This window comes from Amycolatopsis thailandensis (assembly GCF_002234405.1).
Lineage (GTDB): Bacteria > Actinomycetota > Actinomycetes > Mycobacteriales > Pseudonocardiaceae > Amycolatopsis > Amycolatopsis thailandensis.
Map to the genome: position 1 here is coordinate 1 of NZ_NMQT01000179.1, position 1,040 is coordinate 1,040.

Genomic DNA, 1,040 nt, shown 5'->3' on the forward strand with positions numbered 1-1,040 from the left:
CGGCGGGTGTTCCGGTGTACCCGCAACCCGGCCGGGGTGGCGGGTGGTCGCTGATCGGCGGCGCGCGGACCGACCTCAGTGGACTGTCGGCCTCGGAGGCACAGGCGTTGTTCCTGCTCGCGGGTCCGGCCGCGTCGATCTCGCCGGAGGTCAAATCCGCGCTGCGGAAGCTGGTCCGGGCCTTGCCGGAAACCTTCCGGGCCGACGCGCGGGCCGCGGCGGACGCGGTCGTCGTCGATCCGTCGGGCTGGGGCGAGCGGGAAAAGGAACGCCCCGAACCGCTCACCGTGCTGCAGGCCGGGGTCGTCCGCCGTCGCAAAGTCCGCTTTCGCTACGCGAAGAAGGGCGCGGAACCGGTCGAGCGGGTCGTGGATCCGTGGGGGCTCGTCGACAAGGACGACGTCTGGTATCTCATCGCGGGCACCGAGAAAGGCCAACGGACCTTCCGTGCCGACCGCATGTCCGAGGTCACCGTGACCGACCTGCCCGCCGGACGGCCGGACGATTTCGAACTGTCGCGGGCGTGGGAGCAGGTGGTCGATCAGGTCGAGCAACACCGTTCCGGGCTGGACGCGACCGTGCTCATCGCCGAGCGGCATCTGCCGATCCTCCAGGACCACTTCGGACGGCAGGCGCACGTCGAGGAGACGCTCGACGACGGGCGTGTACGGGTGACGGTGTCGGCACCGGTGGCGTGGATGATCGCCCAGCAGCTCGCCGGCTGGGGCTCGATGATCGACGTGCTGGGGCCGCCTTCGGTCCAGGAGGAATTGGCGCGGATCGGCGCGGAACTGGTCGAGCGTTACGCGACGCCGGTGCGGTAACCCTGCGGGCTGACGCCGTGCTCGCGTTTGAACGCGGTGCTGAGCGCGAACGAACTGCCGTAGCCGACCTGCCGTGCGACAGCGCCGATCGTCACGTCGGGATGCTGGCGCAGGAGATCCGCGGCGAGCGCGATACGCCAGCTCGCGAGGTAGGCCATCGGCGGTTCACCCACCGCCGCGGTGAACCGCCGGGCGAACGCGGCCCGGGAGACCCCG

2 protein-coding genes are annotated in these 1,040 nt (G+C 70.9%); one reads left to right on the forward strand and one right to left on the reverse strand.

All coding sequences use genetic code 11. From position 1 onward, the window contains the following. A partial coding sequence (locus CFP71_RS39815; protein WP_093939061.1) for a helix-turn-helix transcriptional regulator occupies positions 1 to 824 on the forward strand: 824 nt, incomplete at its 5' end. Here the strand turns inward: CFP71_RS39815 and CFP71_RS39820 are convergent. Next, the coding region (locus CFP71_RS39820) for a helix-turn-helix transcriptional regulator (RefSeq protein ID WP_143267251.1) at positions 803 to 1,040 on the reverse strand (238 nt) is incomplete at its 5' end. The two genes, CFP71_RS39815 and CFP71_RS39820, sit on opposite strands and share 22 nt — an antisense overlap.